Below are 15,991 nucleotides of genomic sequence, written 5' to 3'. Positions count from 1 at the left end.
ACCAGCGTGACCGACACGACCACCGACACCACCGGCGTCCTTTTCAATTCGTCCGAGGTGGCGCAGGAGCGGGCAGCCCTGTTCAGGAGCCCGCTGGTGCCCGCGCCCGGACACACCGACGTCGACTTCGAGACCCGGATCGACTTCGACCGGCTGCGTGCCTACCGCATGGCCCGCGCCAGGGCGGCCCTTGAGAGCACGGACCTGGGTGCGGTCCTGCTGTTCGACATCAACAACATCCGCTATGTCACCGGCACGGTGATCGGTGAGTGGTCGCGGGACAAGATGACCCGCTATGCGCTGCTGACCCGCGATCACGAGCCCGTCGTCTGGGACTTCGGGTCCGCCGCACGCCACCACCAGCTTCATGCGCCGTGGCTGGGGCCGGAGAACTGCCGGGCCGGCATGCTCGGCCTGCGCGGCGCCATCGGTCCCGAAGTCGGCCTGATGGAGCGTGCGGTCGCCGAACTGAAGGGCATTCTCGTCGACCACGGGGTCGCCGACGCCCCGATCGGCGTCGACATCGTCGAGCCCCCGTTCCTCTTCGAGATGCAGCGTGCCGGACTGACCACCGTGGACGCCCAGCAGGTCATGCTGGACGCCCGCGCGATCAAGAACGCCGACGAGCTCATGCTGCTCTCGCAGGCGGCGGCGATGGTCGACGGCGCCTACCAGCAGATCTCCGAGGCCCTCAAGCCGGGTGTGCGCGAGAACGACATCGTCGCTCTCGCCAACAAGTACCTCTACGAGCAGGGTTCGGACGACGTCGAGGCGATCAACGCGGTGTCGGGGGAGCGGTGCAACCCGCATCCGCACAACTTCACCGACCGGCTCATCCGTCCCGGTGACACCTGCTTCTTCGACATCATTCAGTCCTACCAGGGGTACCGCACCTGCTACTACCGCACCCTCAACGTCGGCTCCTCGACGCCCGCGCAGCGCGACGCCTACACCAGGGCGCGGGAGTGGATCGACGCCGCGATCGAGCTGGTGCGCCCCGGACAGACCACCGACGTCATCGCCAAGGCCTGGCCCAAGGCCACCGAGTTCGGCTTCGCCACCGAAATGGACGCTTTCGGGCTGCAGTTCGCCCACGGTCTCGGTCTCGGTCTGCACGAGCGGCCGATCATCAGTCGGCTGAACTCCCTCGAGCACCCCGCCGAGATCCACGAGGGCATGGTCTTCGCGCTCGAGACCTATTGCCCCGCCGCCGACGGCTACTCCGCGGCGCGAATCGAGGAGGAGGTCGTGGTCACCGCCGACGGCGTCCGGGTCCTCACCCTCTTCCCGGCCCAGGAACTCTTCGTCGCCAATCCGTACTAGCGGTGGTTTGTTAGACCGGGCGGTAGAGATCAAGAGGTCTGCCGGTGGCGACGGCGTCGATCATGGCCTGGAGTTCGGTGGGTGGGGGCTGGGGTGTCCAGGCCCGCCAGTAGCGTCGCAGCGTGTTCCAGGGCACCAGCCAGCCACGGACGGCCCGGATCGCCCGGGGCCAGCAGGGCGGTTGAGGTGGATGGTGTTCCGTCTCGCTCCCTCTTTCCCGCCGGTGGCGGGTCGTCGTGTTCGGCCTGTGGCCGGACGGGCGGGGGCGGGGCGAACCAGGTGTTCCAGCAGAAGCTGAACGCGCAGGTGACCAGGGTCTGGTGGCGGCGGATGGCGGTGTTGGAGCGGACCTGGAAGTCGGCCCAGCCGAGCTCGTCCTTGACTTGTTTGTAGCTCTGCTCAACCCAGTGCCGCAGCCCGTAGATCCGCACGACTTCGGTCAGGTCGGCCGCCGGGTGCCGGCTGCACTGCTCGCGGGGTGAGCCGGGGCGGGGCAGGTTGGTGGCCAGGTACCAGGTGGCGTTCTTGGGCAGGGTGGCCGGGTCGGTGGTGGCCACGACCAGCCGGATCGCGCCGTTGGGTCCCCACCAGCCCAGCTGGGCGTCGGCGGCCCACCAGGTGGTGGTGCGGCCGTCACGGAAAGCACGGGTGACCGGCTGCCAGTCGCCGGGCTGCTCGGGACCCCGCCAGGCCAGTTCGCGGGCGGCATCCACCGGCCGGAAGGCGTCTTTGTACTGCCATGTGCCGTGGCCTCGTTTGAGGGCCATCACGAACGGCAGGTGGGCGGCGGACAGTTCCCTGCGGAAGCTGTCGTGGTCGCCGTAGGCACAGTCGGCTGCCACCGCTCGGAAGGACACCCCTGCCTCTGCGGCCTGACGGGCCAAGACGGCCCCGATCTGCAGCTTCGTACGGAACTCGGGATCACTCTTCCCGTGTGGGAAGTGGTGGGCGGGGGTGTAGGGGACGGCGTGCAGCGGGTAGTAGACCCGCTCATCCGCCCAGCAGGTGGTCACCGTGACCACACCGCGGTCGATCTTCCCGACCGAGCCGAGGTACTGCTTGCCCACGTGCGCGGTCGCACTGCCGTCCTTGCGGTCCCCGGAGTCGTCGACCACCAGCACCCCGCCCGGGTGCGGGGCGGTGGCCGGGTCGGCCAGCAGCAGCTCCATCCGGCGGGCGTTGATGGCTTCCTGGTCCCAGGTCGACTCGGAAAGGAAGAACTGCAGCCGCTGGGCTGCCGCATGCTGGGCGCCGACCACGGGTTCCGTACCTGCCAGGCAGGTCAGTGTCTTGTTCCGGTCCCGCGGCAGCAGCAGCCCGGCCAGGTACTCTCACGAAACCCACGCCGCTGAGCCAGCGTGGAGAAGAGGTCATCGAACCGGACGGCGTACGCTTCCAACGGCCCCGGCGCGGGCGGACACGACAGCCTCTTCGTCATCTCGGGCTCCCCAGACCGTAGTTGACGCCTTCACCACACGGCCTACTCCCGGACGAACCCGTCGTCAACAAACCACCGCTAGTGCTGGATTCCTCGCGCCATCGTGGGCGGCACGGCGGCAGCTGTGGTGTTCGCGGGGCTGCGCTGACCGGTCCGCACAGGTTCACCGCACCAGCGGACCGAGAGGTATCCGCCTGGTCAGTCAGCGGTTGGACAGCGTCGCTTGGCGCCGTCGTCCGGATCACCTGGGCACGGCTGGGGGCGCAAACGGACCGGCACGGTGCGGTCGGCAGCTCGCCGTTGGATCGCGTCTCGGCGCCTTCTGCACCCCCGCTTGCCTGGCCGGACGCGTCCTGGCGGGGTTCTTCGGACTGGATCCGATGCACCGTCAAGCTTTCTGGTGTCTTGGTTCGCTCTCGGCACAGGATGCCCGAGCACCGTCAGCATCCTTCCCCTCGGACAGCGCCACCGAAGCCGTGGCCAGCACGATCCAGGCGGCCTTGGCGCCACAATCCGTGGCGTGGAACCCCCACTGCCCCTGGGCCAACTCATTCACGATGCGCGGGCCCCGTCCCCGCTCAGCTAGCAACCCACTCGCCCCCTCAGCCGGTTCGGCGTCCGGCGAGAGCGTGGCACCGCGGTAGCGGCCCGTGGGGACCAGAGGATCCCCGTCATGGATCTCGCAGATGTATCTCCCGGCGGCCGAGCGGAGGCGCACCTCGTACGGGCCACACGCGTACTCGTGCGCGTTCGCCACGAGCTCCGAGACTCCCAGGACGCCGTCACTGATGACGTTTCCGGACAGGCCCAAATCCTTGAGGACGCCTCGCTGAACCGCGCGGACTTCCCCGGTCGGGTTGAGGGTGTGGTCGGTCCAGCGGTACACGAGGCCGAGAGTGGCGGACGGCGCGCTGATCATCGGGCGGCGGACCTCCTGTGGGTGACGTCGATGACCTTCTCCCGGGGCTGCGATGTGGTCACGGAAGTAGGGCAGTACGCCACCGAGAGGCGTGCTGCCGCAGGAAGCACCCTGACTTCGGGCGCCTGTGGATCCGGGAGGATCGTGGCTCAAGCCCCGAGCCGCAAGGCCGGTCGCGAGTCACGCACTCAACGATGGCCGCCGGTGGCCCTGATGCTCATGGGCGTTTATGAGCGTGCGAGCGAGCGGGCGGCCAGTCCAGGCTGCCGACTCGCCGCCGCCCTTCGCCTTCGCTCGCCTGGTCACTGGGAGCATGGGCGGGTGAGTGCTGATGTGTTGGGGCACTGGGTGCCGGATCGTCCCGAGGATGTGGCCGCGGTGTTCGCCAAGCCGGACTTCCCGTGGTGGATCGCCGGCGGATACGCAATCGAGCTCGCAGTCGGCCGTCACCTGCGCCCGCACGGTGATCTCGACATCCTCGTCCTACGCCGCGACCAGGCCCTCGTACGTGATCTCCTGGCCGGCTGGGACCTGTACGTGGCGGACCCGCCCGGCCAGGGGGAGCTGCGACCGTGGCGTCCTGGAGAGGTCCTTCGGCCGCCGCTCCACGACATCTGGTGCCGCCGCACGCCGGAGGCACCCTGGTCCATCCAGATCATGGTGGACGAGGCCGAGGGCACTCAGTGGGTCTCGCGGCGCGACCCGGAGGTCCGGCTCCCGATCGACCGGCTCGGGCGGACGAGCGAGACGGGTGTCCCGTATCTCGCGCCGGAGGTGCAGCTCTTCTACAAGGCGAAGGCGACCCGGGAGAAGGACGAGATCGACTTCGAGGCGGTGCTGCCGCTCCTGGGGTTGTCGCAGCGCGTCTGGCTGGCGGACGCGATCAAGGTGATCGCACCGGACCACCCCTGGCTCCGCCGACTCCTTCCGATCAGCCGAACGTGAGCAGCGGAACGTCGTAGAGATCGGGGTTCCGAGGTCGGGTCATCGTGGGAGACGTGACCTCCACGATCAGCAGTTCGCTGAGGAACTGGACCTTGGCGCTGAGGAGGTGGCTCGTCCTGCCGTCGGCCGAATGAGCCTTCAGGCCGGCGGAGACGTGGATGTGCGGGAGTATCCCGCCGGTGGCCGGGTCGTGGGCGAGAGTGCCCGCGCCGAATGCCTCGACGTTGGTGACATAGGTCTTCGACCAGACCGGTGCGTCCGGGTCCTCGAGCGTCTCGCAGGCGCCCACGATCTCGGCCTCCGCGAAGGCTCCGATGAACGAGGGGATGTAGCCCTGCCGCACACCGTTGTCCCGGCAGAAGGTGGACAGCGCCTCGAAGAAATCCTCCCCGTGGTCGAAGGTGACGCCGAAGGTGCGGCCTACGGTCAGCTCGTGAGCACGCATGTGCGGGTGCCTCCAGAAGAGGTGGGGTCAGTAGGCGAAGGCGGTGGTGAAAGTCTCGCGGACCGTCGCCCCGTCGGCGCCGTGGGCGAGCAGGGCGTGGAGGAGAAGCCTCGCCTGGTACGGGCTGAGGTCTCCGGCGCCGATGAGCCCTCGGCCGAGGAGGTCCTTCTCGGAGCCGGGGAAGCCGTACGTGTCGGACAGGACGGGACCGTTGCCGATGCGGGAGGCGAGGACTACGGGAATGCGGGAGGCGAGCTTGGTGAGCCCTTCGACGAGACGCTCCGGGACGTGGCCGACGCCGAAGGCCGCGACCACGAGTCCGTCGCAGTTTCCGTCCCACAGGTCGAGCAGGGCGCCGTCGTCGCCGAGGGTGACGGTGTAGAGCCCGACGCGCACCTCGCGGTCGGGGGCGCTGACCAGCGGTCCGCGGCTCGGCAGGCCGCCCACCATCCGCACCCGGTTCTCCGCGATCCGTGCGATCGGGCCGCACGACGGTGAGGTGAAGGCGGCGGGGCTGGTGGTGTGGGACTTGCGGACGGTCCGGGCCGAGTGGATCTCGTCGCCGAGTACGACGAGGCAGCCGGCGCCCCTGAGGTCGGGATCGGCGGCGGCCAGGACGGCGGCGTGGAGGTTGGCCGGGCCGTCGGCGCCAGGAAGGGTGGGGTTGCGCATCGCGCCGGTGACGACGACCGGCTGCTCGTGGCTGTGGTAGAGGTCGAGGAGGAAGGCGGTCTCCTCGATGGTGTCGGTGCCCTGGGTGATGACGACGCCGTCGATGTCTCCGGCCTCCAGCTCCGCTGTGATCGCGGCCGACAGTGCGGTGAGGTCCTCGAAGGTCAGGGAGGCGCCGGGCAGACGCCGGAAGTCCTGCACCTTGAGGCCGATGCCGCTCGTGGCCAGGGCGGGTACCGCTGCGAGGAGCTCGTGGGCCGAGAGCGCGGGTACAACGCCTCCGGTGGTGGGATCGGTGGTCATGGCGATCGTGCCGCCGAGGGAGAAGACCGCCACGTGCCTGCCCGACTCCGTCATATCCCCTGCTCCCCTATCCGGACGCCGCCGAGCGCGGCCTCACCAGTGGTTCTGGCAGGCTATCGGGTCGGCATCGTCCGGGTACGCGGAATGATCACCAGCTGCTCGGCGACGAACCGGCAGGCGGCCTCCAGCCCTTCGAGGCCGAGTAACCGGCTGCGCGGCCGGGCGAGCCGCTCCGTGCCGACGGCCGACAACTGTGCGCACCGGCGACCGAGCCAGGAGGCATCGAGGCCGAGGTACTCCGCGGTTGCCACGAGGCGCTGTCCGGCCTGCTCGGCCGCCGTGGCAGAGTGGTCGCTGACGTGGCCGGTCACGTCGGCGAACGTCCGCAGGGCTCCCGGCCGCGCGGTGACCGCGAGGTGGGAGGCCCCCTCGGTCCGTACCCACGAGGCGATGACGGCCCGGCGCCCATGGGACAGCGCGAAGCCGTCGGTGTGGGCAAAGCCGCCGTCGTTGGTCACCCAGGTGCGGATGCCGAAGGACTCCATGAGCGCGATGGCGAGGAACATCAGAACGCGCTCGTACGCCGGCGAGGAGGTGGGCGAGCCTGTGGGCCTGGGGTTCCTCGTGACCACCGAACTGGCCCTCACCTGCGCCCATGTGGTCTCCGCAGGGCTCGGCACCTCGGAGGCACCTGCCACATCCGCGCGGCTCCACGTCGACCTGCCGCTACTGTCCGCGTCCGGACAGAGCGGGCAAGGCGTTACGGTCAGCGTTGAACACTGGGCACCGGCGCAGCCGTACGGCACGCTCACGGTGACGCGCGGGGGTGTCGCGATGCCGTCCCGGGTGACCGAATGGACCTCGATGGTCATCCTCACGCCCGGTAATCCTTGCGCAAGTAGAGCTGTTGCGTTCGTCATGTCGACGCTCCTCAGCAGCGTTAGCCGCGCCCGGGGGCGTGTCAGCGGTCGCCGGACTTCGTCGTTCCGGCAGCCGGGCACAGTACGGCCGCTTTCGCGGCACATTGGCGCGGCACAACAAAGAGACTGGACCGGTGGACCGATGGTGCGTCGGAACAACGGCGCTCCAGGCATTTGACGCCATCACTCTCACGCAGATCGAGGAGTACGGCATCGACCGGCTCCTTGACGAACTGGCCGCGGAACTCAAGGAAGGCCGCTGGCGGCCGTTGCCCGCGCGCCGGGTGTTCATTCCGAAACCCGGCACACATGACGCGGTCCGAGCGCAGGCGCCCGACCAGCACGACGGGCAGGTCCGTGAGGGCGTGTGAGAGGTAGGCCACGTCGTAGCCGGAGTCCATGACGATCAGGATCTCCGGATCACCGGCCTGCCACTGGCCAGCCTGCATCAACCTCGTTACGTCTCGTAGTTGGGCCGCTGTGACGGCGGTTGCGTCGTTGTGCAGGCCACGGGCCCATGACCACAGCGACCCAACGTCCGCTCGGCGGGGGCTTCTTGATAGTCCAAGCAACCTTCCACCGGTCGCCCGTGAGGATCTCCGCCGGAGGCGAAACGAGCCACTTCTCCCCCGGCTCAGCACCAGTGCTCGCAGGGGACGACCCTCCAGGTAGTTCGACGATGACATGGATAACGTCAAGATCATCCAGGCCGGTTGCCGTACCGGAAAAAACGTACGTCTTGGTCGACGACGTTGCGGCAGACTCGGTCCACGAGATGCTGACCTTGCGCCCCTCTCGACTCGCCGAGTCTGCTGAGCCGGAATCAGCCCCGGCAAAGGTCACCACGGCAGCGATGACGGCACTCATGACGGCAGCCGCAGCTGCGATCAACGCCGACACAACGGTCTGCGATTTCCACACCGAGGTGGCGCCCGCCCCAGAGCCAGGGTCGGGGGCGGGCCGTGATGCCGAGGATGGTGAATTAGCACGCGACCCAGGCCCGGACGGTGATGCCGAGCTGGGACGCGACCTGGCCCCAGGCACAGGCGGTGGCGCCGAGGGATCGGAGCCCCTCCGGTCGCCGGTCGCGGCTCGGCACTGATCACCGGACCAAGCCGCGCTGGGGCCTGACGACCACAGTGACGAGTCGGCCCGCACCGCACGCAGGTCGGCGGAACACTCAGCGCCAGCCGAGCTCCGGTGCCACGTGGGTGAGGATGCTCTCCAGCACATGAGCGTTGTAGTCGACCCCGAGCTGGTTCGGAATAGTCAGCAGCAGGGTGTCCGCGGCCTGGATCGCCTCGTCTTCCTGGAGCTGTTTCACCAGCACGTCCGGCTCGGCGGCGTACGAGCGCCCGAAGATCGCCCTGGTCGTGTCGTCGATCATTCCGAGCTGGTCCCGCGAGTTGCGGTCGCGGCCGAAGTATGCCCGGTCCAGGTCGTTGGTCAGGGCAAAAATGCTGCGGCTGACCGACACCCGCGGCTCTCGCGTGTGGCCTGCCTCCTTGTACGCCTCGCGGTATGCCTCGATCTGCTTGCGCTGCTGGACGTGCAACGGTTCGCCCGTCTCGTCGTGCTTCAGTGTGGAACTCTGCAGGTTCGTCCCCAGCTTTGCGGCCCAGACGGCGGTCGCGTTCGAGCTGGAGCCCCACCAGATCCGCTCGCGCAGTCCCTCGGAGTGCGGCTCGATGCGCAGCAGCCCCGGCGGGTTGGGGAACATCGGCCGCAGGTTCGGTTGCGCGAAGCCCCTGCCCTCGAGCGCCTTGAGGAAAGCCTCGGTGTGCCGGTGGGCCATGTCTGTGTCGGTCTCGCCCTCGGCGGGGGTGTAACCGAAATAACGCCAGCCGTCGATCACCTGTTCCCGTGATCCACGGCTGACGCCGAGTTGCAGCCGACCGCCGGAGATGAGGTCGGCAGCACCGGCGTCCTCGGCCATGTACAGCGGATTCTCATAGCGCATGTCGATCACGCCGGTGCCGATCTCGATCTTCGAGGTCCGTGCACCGATGGCCGAGAGCAGCGGGAACGGGCTGGCCGCCTGCCGCGCGAAGTGGTGTACGCGAAAGTACGCACCGTCCACGCCGAGTTCCTCGGCTGCGACCGCCAGGTCGATGGACTGGTGCAGGAAGTCGGCGGCGGACCGGGTCTGGGAATGCTCACTCGGCGACCAGTGGCCGAACGAGAGGAAGCCTATCTTCTTCACGTACGCTCGAAGCGTCCGGCGACCACTTTTGATTCCCGGCGTCGGACGTTGTCACAACCACGCCCCTGTAACCGGACACACGGCTACGGATGTGCCCCGGGCTGGTAAGGCCTGAGCTGATCCCGAAGCTCCCTTCACCGAGAGCGGCTCGTACAGCGGAGACCGATAACACGAGGCAGGTGCCCCTACCAGCTCCTCGGTCGGGGGTCATGCGACAAGCCAGGATCCGAGTGTTTTCTACCGCAGAGAGGGCTACGGTACTTGCCACGGCATTCCGTTGCATGACGAGGCGGTCCGCGAAGGGTATCCCGCCGGTCAGGGAGCGAGTTGAACGGGGGCGATTGCGGTGGCGACGGTCTTATTCGTGCACGGTACTGGTGTTCGCCAGCCGGCATACGGTCACGCACTGGCGAGGTTCAGGAATCAATTGGCCCTTGTCCGGCCCGATTACAAGGTGGCCGAGTGCTACTGGGGCGGGACCGCAGGTTCGACGCTCGGGGCGCAGGGTGTGTCCGTGCCCGCAGGGCATTCGGCGCGGGCACTGACCGACCCGGGTGCGAGTGCGTCCGGGGACGCGGATGAGGATGAGGAAGTCGCCCTGTGGGGTCTACTCGAGCGTGACCCCCTTTTCGAGTTGCGGCTGTTGTCGCCTGGTCAGGACACCGCGGAGGAACTGCCTCCTCACGCCATTCCGATGGGTCAGCAGTTGGAACAGGCGGCACGGCGACTGCCCCTGGACGCGAGCATCGTTGCCGTGGCCGAGGAAGCCGGTGTGGGCGAGGTACTGGGCGATGCGGTAGAGACAGTCGTGTCCGATCCGACGGTGTCCGATGTGATGCGTATGGCGGACGGCATGGGGGGTGAGTTACGGGGCGCGCTGGCCCGGGCTGTCACCGCGGAGGCGTTGCGGGCCGCGGACGACGCCGCGTGTGACGTGGTCGCCTTGGACGGGGCGCACCGGGATGCCCTGGTCGACGCGATCGCTGCCGCGCTCGGAGGATCGGATCGCGGGCTGGGCGGCATGGTGCTGCGTTCGGGGCTGCGTCTGGCCCTGAGTCTGGGCGCAACCAAGCCGGTGGAGCGGCGGCGGGCGGCGATCACCAGGATGGCCGCCCCGGCCGGCGGTGATGTCCTGCTGTACCTGTCGCGCGGCCAGGCCCTGCGTGACTTCATCATCAAAACCATCAGCGCCCTTGATGGCCCCGTGGCGATCGTCGCACACAGCTTGGGCGGAGTTGCCTCACTGGAGGCCCTTGCCGGCCAGCAGCTTGCGGCGGTCGAACTCCTGGTCACGGTTGGTTCGCAGGCTCCGCTGCTCTACGAGCTCAATGCTCTGCCGACCCTGCCCTTCGGCGCCACGCTGCCCAGCAGCGTGCCACGGTGGGTGAATGTGTATGACCAGCGTGACTTGCTCGCCTATGTCGGCGAGGGAGTATTTGCTCGGCGGGTCGAGGACCGCCGTATCGACAGCAAGTCTCCCTTCCCCCGTTCACACAGTGCCTACTTCGCCAACCGACGGTTCTACACGTTGCTTGGCGAGGTGTTGCCGTGACCTTGCTGCCCAGTGGCACGAGAGCCGTTGTCGTGGGTGTGGAACGCTATGACATCGGCAGCCGGTGGGGGCTGGACGGACCGGCCGCGGACGCCTGCCGTTTCGCAGGCTGGCTCACCAGCTGTGGTGTACCGGCCGAGAACATCACCCTGCTCGTATCACCTCTTGCATCGAACGCCGACCTCGTCCGCGAACACATACAAAGGCATGGCTATCGGAGCGGGACGGCTGATCAGGTAACGGTCCGCGAAGTGTTTGCCAGGACTCTGCCCGCCACGACCAGTGATCTGCTGATCATCCATTGGGGTGGACACGGCGTCATCGAACACGACGAGCAGCGCCTGATCTACGCCGATGCCACCACACAGGACAAGTGCAACCTCAATCTGACCCAGCTGCTCAGGTCCCTGCGGACGAGCACCTACGCCCGGCATCCCCGGCAGCTGGTTCTCGTAGATGCCTGCTCCAACCTGGTGGAGGACCTCGGCTGGGCAGGAGTGATGCCCCGTCAAGACTTCGCGGAGGGACGCACCGATCCTCGGCGCGATCAGTACGCCTTGCTGGCCGCGAGTCCAGGAGAGCGGGCTGTCAATGACGACGCCGCGAAGACAGGCTTGTTCTCTCGCACAGTGCTCGAGGTGCTCGGCAGCCTCAGCGACGGCACCTGGCCGCCAGATGCCGGACACCTGCAGAGCGAAGTCAGTGGACAATTCGAGCTCCTGCGGGAGCAGGGACGTACCGCGCAGGTGCCCAGCCGTCTTTGGTACCGCTCGCGCAGCACTCAGGACGAGCTGATCTTCGCTGCTGGATCACCCGCGGCCCGTACCTCAGCGCGGGCTGTGGGCGCCTTGCTGCTCACTCATGGCGAGTTCCAGCGGCTCAAAAAGATCATCGACGGTGCGTCGGCACCAGCTCGGCTGCGCGACCTCTATCGTGAGGCGACCCGCGACGTGGTCAGCGCGAGTGCTCTGCTGCACCAGCCGGACGACCTCACCTCGACCGTAGTGGCGCTGCGCAATCTCGTGCGGCCGGCGCCGCTGTTCCGTTTCCTGGTCAGATTCGCGGCGAGCTCCGACACGGTGACTCAGCACCGGCTCTGGGAGTGGATCAACGAGACCGCACCCCGGTGGGAGGTGGACCTGGAGGAGCTGCGGGCGCTGGACGCGGAGTTGTGCCGCACCTACATGGTGCTACGGCTGCAGCCCGACTTGCTCGGTGAGGGCCTGCTGGTGACCGGCTGGAGTTACGAAGGCTGCGACAGTCGGCAAGTCGTGTGTGCGGACGAACCCTGGGCCGCGGGTCGGCTGGCCAGCGAAGTGGGCCGCCTGCTCGAGGGATTCGATCCCGAGCTTGATGCCGTCCCGCCCGTCATCGAGTTCCTCGTCCACATGCCCATGCTGGATGACCAATTGGAACTGCTCTCGGTGCCGATCGCCGGTCGACGCCAAGCCATCGGTACCGCCTGCCCGGTTGTCATGCGGCCGCTGGAACGACTCACCGACCCCGACCGTGTCCAGGTTCTGCAAGCGCGGTGGCGGGAGCTGACCAAACGCGGCGACGCTTACGACGCCAGTGCCATCCACTGGGTGGAATGCATTCTGCCGGGCACCCCGGCCAACGCGGAGACCTGGCAGACACGGGTGTGTGCCGCTTTGGCCTATCGCCGCAGCCACGGTCCCCACGAGGATCCCGGTCTGCAAGAGGCGCTGGCGGCAGGCATGCCCGTGGCCCTGTGGCACCGGCCGACCCGTGGTGACGCAAATCGCCGGGAAGCTCTGGAGCGGGTGCTGCGCAACCGTCAGCTACGCGACCTGCCAGATGTCGTCCTGGGCCAGCGGATCGCCGCACACCATCCCAGCGCGAATGCCGATCACCCCGGCCGCGACCTGGTGTTGCTGTGGGACGATCCGGATCGTCTGCCCGCGGAACTGCAATGGCACCCACCGACTCTGGAAGGAGCGGCCCTGTGACCGTGTGGCCCATCTACACCGGTACCCGCCGGCCCCATGACCGCATCCGCCTGCTTCCCGAAGCGCCGAACTGGCGGGCCTTCGACGGCGGTCCGCCTTTGTCACCTCCTCAGCGGCTGGTGCCTACCAGCGCGCGCCGCCTCGGCACGCTCGACGCTCCGGATTCCTCGGTCCGCACTCCCAGCGACAAGGAGGTGCAGATGGTCAACGCGGCTCTCTTTCTGCGCCGCCCTCTGCTCGTGACCGGCAAGCCCGGCACCGGCAAGTCCACGCTGGCCTATCTGATCGCCGAGGAGCTCGGGCTCGGCCCCGTACTGCGCTGGCCCATCACCAGCCGCACAACCCTGCTCGAAGGCCTTTACCGGTACGACGCGATCGGCCGCCTGCGCGAAGAGAACCTGCGCCGTCTCCGCGAACGGCCGGCAGCTCCCGCCGGGGAGCCGACCCCGCCCGGCGATGAGCCGACTTCCTCATCGGCAGACCCCGCCGGCACCGATATCGGCCGACACCTGCGGTTGGGACCGCTCGGCACGGCCCTGCTGCCCTACACCACTCCCCGCATGCTGCTCATCGATGAGATCGATAAGAGCGACATGGATCTGCCCAACGACCTGCTCAACGTCTTCGAGGAGGGCGAGTACAGCATCGAGGAGCTGCAGCGGCTCCCGGAGGAGACCGGCCCGGTACCCGTGATGATCGCCGACCCCGGCGGTCATGCGAACATCAGCAGCGGCCATGTGCGCTGCCGTGCGTTCCCGTTCGTTCTGCTGACCAGTAACGGGGAACGGGAGTTCCCGCCGGCTTTCCTGCGACGCTGTCTGCGCCTCGACCTGGATGCTCCGGGTCGTACGCAGGTCGAGGAGATCATCACTGCCCACCTCGGCCCGGAGGCCACCGCCACGGCCGGACACCTGGTCAACTCCTTCCTGGCCAAGCGGGAAATCTCCGAGGTCACCACCGACCAGTTGCTGAACGCCGTGTACCTCGCCACTGCCGGCAGCCGACACGAGGGCCGCTCTCCCGAGGAAGTCGCTTCGCTGAACGAGGTGGCCCACGCCGTCTTGCGCCCCCTTTCCGGACCGGAATGATCGACCGACTGCTGGCGGTCCTCGCCGAGGCCGGGGTGGAGGCGGATCCCCGAGAATTGAGGGATGGCCTGTGGCTGGCCGGTCACCTCAATGTCGATGCGCTGGCAACTACGGCCACAGCCAACGACCCGCCTCCGGAGGCGCCCGAGCCGGAAGCTGCCGACGCTGCGGAGGAGGAGGAAGCCGCCGAAGCGGGCGAGGACGAGGCACAAGCCCCGTTGCATGCCTCCGGGGAGAGCGGTAATGGCCGCGCCCAGGGCGCGGCCGGGCTGCCGGCAATGCATGCGCGCAGTCCAGCTGTGCCAGCCCTGCGTCACCGGCTGCGCCTCGCTCGTGCATTGCGCCCGCTCAAGCGGCGTGTGCCTTCGAAGACCGTCTTCACGGTCGATGAAGACGCCACTGTTGCCCAGGCGGCCGAGGAAGGTATCTGGCTGCCGGTCCTGCGCCCGGCCCCGGACCGTTGGCTAGACCTGGTACTGGCCGTCGACGCCTCCCCATCCATGGTCGTGTGGCGGCGGACAGTGACAGAGCTGCGCGCCCTGTTCGAACAGCTCGGCGCATTCCGCACCGTACGGACCCTCAGCTTCGATGCGTCCGTCCCCCCGGCAGCGCCTGTGATGCTGGGCCCAGAACGGAGTTCCGGCACGGGTGTCGGAGCAGCGATCAGCCCGGCCACAGTGATCGACCCGGCGGGCCGTACAGCGGTCGTCGTGGTGACCGACGGCGTCGGTGCGGCCTGGCGCGACGGTCGCGTGGTGGAGGTACTCCGGCGGTGGGGAGGCGTGACCCCCACCGCGGTGGTCACCGTGCTCCCCCAGCGCATGTGGGCCGGCAGCGGTCTGCTCGCCGTTCCCGCTCGTATCCGTACCCCGCGGCCGGGCGCCGCCAACCAGGCCATGACAAGCCGCATTCCTGCAGGTGGGGACGTGGTCCCGGTCCCTGTCATGGAGCTCTCCGCCCGATGGCTCGGCGGCTGGGCGCAGCTGGTGGCCGGCGCACCGGGCTGGCACGCTGCTGCCCTGCTCGCTACACCACCTGTCTCCGGCACTGCTCGCGAAACACATCCACCGGACACCTCAGCGGGGGCCATTGTGCGCCGCTTCCGCGACGCGGCTTCGCCCACTGCCTTCCAACTCGCCTGCTACCTCTCGGCGGCGTGGCTCAACCTCCCGGTGATGCGCATGGTGCAGCGCACCATGCTGCCCGCATCCGACACCTCCCACCTCGCCGAGGTTTTCCTCGGCGGGCTGCTCACGGCAGCGGCCTCTGCCGAAGAAGCAGCAGACCCCGAGGCCACGCCGTACGACTTCGTGCCAGGCGTCCGGGACGAGTTGAACGGCTACCTTCTGCGGGACGACCTGCTGACGGTCCTGAGGGAAACCAGCCGCTTCGTCAGCGAGCGCTTCGGGCAGCCCTTCGACTTCCCCGCCCTGCTCGCGGACCCCGAGGGAACGCCGTTGCCAGCCCTCGGCAGTGCCGACGCACCACCCATGGCCTATGTCGCCGCAACCGTGCTCGCCAAACTCGGCGGACGCTACAAGGACCTCGCCGACCGGCTGACTCCCCCCTCCGGCGCCCCTGCCCCGCCCGGCATCCGAGGCGCCGGGCGCCACGCCGACAGGAGCCGCCCCGCACCGGCCAGAGCTCGGTCGGAGTCGGCCTCGCAGGCCAGCTCTGCGCCGCGGCCACTCGAGCCGCGTGGCCTGCTGCTGTCCGTCGCTCTGCCCCCTCCGCGGGGTACCACACCGGCTCGAGTGGCCGACGAAGAAGCGCACCGGCGTCTCGCCCATACGTTCACCACTCGGCTCGGCTACGAGCATGCGTCCGTGTCCCCACGCGATCTCACCAGCATGCGGCTTCTCGCGCATCTTGCGGCCTTGGGCACAGAAATCAGCTCATCCCCCGAATCCCTGTTGGCCGTATACGTCACCGGGCACAGTGCCGTCAGCGCGAACGGTGCACATTTACTATTCACCGCTGACACGGACCCCGCCCGTCTGGCGACCACGGGACTGCGCGTTGAAGACCTGATCAGAGCGCTACTCCAAGGCAGTGGGCGCAGGCGGGTGCTGTTGATGCTGGACACGGCTCACGTGGGAGAGCGCGGAGCACGGTTGAGAGCGGTCGATCTGACGGACATCGGTGGGCGGTGGGTATCGGTCAACGGCTCCGCGCTGGCAGTCATGGTCTCCGTCACGGGGGGTCAAGCACCC

The 15,991-nt window shown here is 68.3% G+C and carries 11 protein-coding genes and 2 pseudogenes; 6 read left to right on the top strand and 7 right to left on the bottom strand.

Going from position 1 to position 15,991, the window contains the following annotated elements; translation table 11 throughout:
- Positions 1–6: 6 nt before the first annotated feature.
- Positions 7–1,323: a M24 family metallopeptidase gene (locus tag C4B68_RS39610; RefSeq protein ID WP_240634637.1), complete on the top strand. Its 1,317-nt coding sequence runs from the start codon at positions 7–9 to the stop codon at positions 1,321–1,323.
- A gap of 29 nt (positions 1,324–1,352) precedes the next feature.
- On the opposite strand, the pseudogene C4B68_RS39605 reads toward C4B68_RS39610, so the two are convergent.
- Both C4B68_RS39605 and C4B68_RS42595 read right to left on the bottom strand, forming a co-directional pair.
- Positions 1,353–2,761 (bottom strand): annotated as a pseudogene (locus C4B68_RS39605) (IS701 family transposase).
- Positions 2,762–3,149: 388 nt separating this feature from the next.
- Positions 3,150–3,680, bottom strand: a complete 531-nt coding sequence (locus C4B68_RS42595; RefSeq protein ID WP_180289399.1) for an ATP-binding protein — start codon at positions 3,678–3,680, stop codon at positions 3,150–3,152.
- Between the two features lie 321 nt (positions 3,681–4,001).
- Here C4B68_RS42595 and C4B68_RS39595 point away from each other — a divergent pair, with 321 nt between their 5' ends.
- Positions 4,002–4,625: a nucleotidyltransferase domain-containing protein gene (locus C4B68_RS39595; protein ID WP_099506484.1), complete on the top strand. Its 624-nt coding sequence runs from the start codon at positions 4,002–4,004 to the stop codon at positions 4,623–4,625.
- Here C4B68_RS39595 and C4B68_RS39590 read toward each other — a convergent pair.
- The 5 genes from C4B68_RS39590 to C4B68_RS39565 all read right to left on the bottom strand — a co-directional run bounded on the left by C4B68_RS39590 (position 4,612) and on the right by C4B68_RS39565 (position 9,168).
- Complete coding sequence (locus C4B68_RS39590) at positions 4,612–5,070, bottom strand: PPC domain-containing DNA-binding protein (RefSeq protein ID WP_099506483.1); 459 nt, start codon at positions 5,068–5,070, stop codon at positions 4,612–4,614. The two genes, C4B68_RS39595 and C4B68_RS39590, sit on opposite strands and share 14 nt — an antisense overlap.
- 27 nt (positions 5,071–5,097) lie before the next feature.
- Positions 5,098–6,099 (bottom strand): asparaginase, encoded by a 1,002-nt coding sequence (locus tag C4B68_RS39585; RefSeq protein ID WP_099506482.1) that lies wholly within the window; start codon positions 6,097–6,099, stop codon positions 5,098–5,100.
- Between the two features lie 59 nt (positions 6,100–6,158).
- Positions 6,159–6,725 (bottom strand): hypothetical protein, encoded by a 567-nt coding sequence (locus tag C4B68_RS39580; protein ID WP_167458952.1) that lies wholly within the window; start codon positions 6,723–6,725, stop codon positions 6,159–6,161.
- A 281-nt stretch (positions 6,726–7,006) separates the two neighbouring features.
- Entirely contained in the window at positions 7,007–7,414 is a 408-nt protein-coding gene (locus C4B68_RS44965) for a transposase (RefSeq protein WP_373682285.1), read from the bottom strand.
- A 731-nt stretch (positions 7,415–8,145) separates the two neighbouring features.
- The gene (locus C4B68_RS39565) at positions 8,146–9,168 is read right to left on the bottom strand and encodes an LLM class flavin-dependent oxidoreductase (RefSeq protein ID WP_099506480.1); all 1,023 of its coding nucleotides are present in this window, start codon (positions 9,166–9,168) and stop codon (positions 8,146–8,148) included.
- A gap of 346 nt (positions 9,169–9,514) precedes the next feature.
- On the opposite strand from C4B68_RS39565, the gene C4B68_RS39560 reads away from it, so the two are divergent.
- From C4B68_RS39560 to C4B68_RS44260, 4 genes and pseudogenes are all read left to right on the top strand, one after another.
- Entirely contained in the window at positions 9,515–10,720 is a 1,206-nt protein-coding gene (locus C4B68_RS39560; RefSeq protein ID WP_143674548.1) for an RBBP9/YdeN family alpha/beta hydrolase, read from the top strand.
- Positions 10,717–12,690 (top strand): VMAP-C domain-containing protein, encoded by a 1,974-nt coding sequence (locus tag C4B68_RS39555; RefSeq protein ID WP_143674546.1) that lies wholly within the window; start codon positions 10,717–10,719, stop codon positions 12,688–12,690. The genes C4B68_RS39560 and C4B68_RS39555 overlap by 4 nt, the downstream gene beginning before the upstream one ends.
- Entirely contained in the window at positions 12,687–13,778 is a 1,092-nt protein-coding gene (locus C4B68_RS39550; protein ID WP_206337108.1) for an AAA family ATPase, read from the top strand. Before C4B68_RS39555 ends, C4B68_RS39550 begins: the two co-directional genes overlap by 4 nt.
- Positions 13,775–15,175, top strand: a pseudogene (locus C4B68_RS44260) (SAV_2336 N-terminal domain-related protein); the annotation flags it as partial. The gene C4B68_RS39550 and the pseudogene C4B68_RS44260, both read left to right, overlap by 4 nt.
- Positions 15,176–15,991 lie beyond the last annotated feature (816 nt).

Source organism: Streptomyces dengpaensis, assembly GCF_002946835.1.
Lineage (GTDB): Bacteria > Actinomycetota > Actinomycetes > Streptomycetales > Streptomycetaceae > Streptomyces > Streptomyces dengpaensis.
This window is presented reverse-complemented; position numbering and strand designations above follow the sequence as displayed.

Excerpts from the sequence above, each read along its gene's own strand:
- C4B68_RS42595 (WP_180289399.1), bottom strand. The coding sequence starts at position 3,680 with ATGATCAGCGCGCCGTCCGCCACTCTCGGCCTCGTGTACCGCTGGACC.
- C4B68_RS39590 (WP_099506483.1), bottom strand. The coding sequence starts at position 5,070 with ATGCGTGCTCACGAGCTGACCGTAGGCCGCACCTTCGGCGTCACCTTC.
- C4B68_RS39585 (WP_099506482.1), bottom strand. The coding sequence starts at position 6,099 with ATGACGGAGTCGGGCAGGCACGTGGCGGTCTTCTCCCTCGGCGGCACG.
- C4B68_RS44965 (WP_373682285.1), bottom strand. The coding sequence starts at position 7,414 with ATGCAGGCTGGCCAGTGGCAGGCCGGTGATCCGGAGATCCTGATCGTC.